This window comes from Desulfocurvus sp. DL1XJH-121, assembly GCF_054819825.1.
The window spans coordinates 1-244 of the sequence record NZ_JBTVWW010000177.1 but is presented as its reverse complement, the minus strand read 5'-3'; the positions used below and the strand labels follow the sequence as shown (position 1 = coordinate 244).

Below are 244 nucleotides of genomic sequence, written 5' to 3'. Positions count from 1 at the left end.
GACGCCGGCGACACCATCCAAGGCAACTTCGTCGAAACCTTCAAACAGGAGGCCGTCAGCCCGATGATGCTGGGCCTCAACGCGCTTGACTACGACGTCTGGGTGATGGGCAACCACGAATTCGACTTCGGTCTGCCTGTGCTGGCCACGCCGCTCAAACAGTTCAAGGGGGCGGCGCTCGCAGGCAATATCGTCTGGGACAGCGGCAAACCCTACCTGCCCGCTTACACCATCGTTGAACGCC

The 244-nt window shown here is 61.1% G+C and carries 1 pseudogene; it reads left to right on the top strand.

From position 1 onward, the window contains the following. A pseudogene (locus ACYYG1_RS17785) lies at nt 1-244 on the top strand (hypothetical protein); the annotation flags it as partial.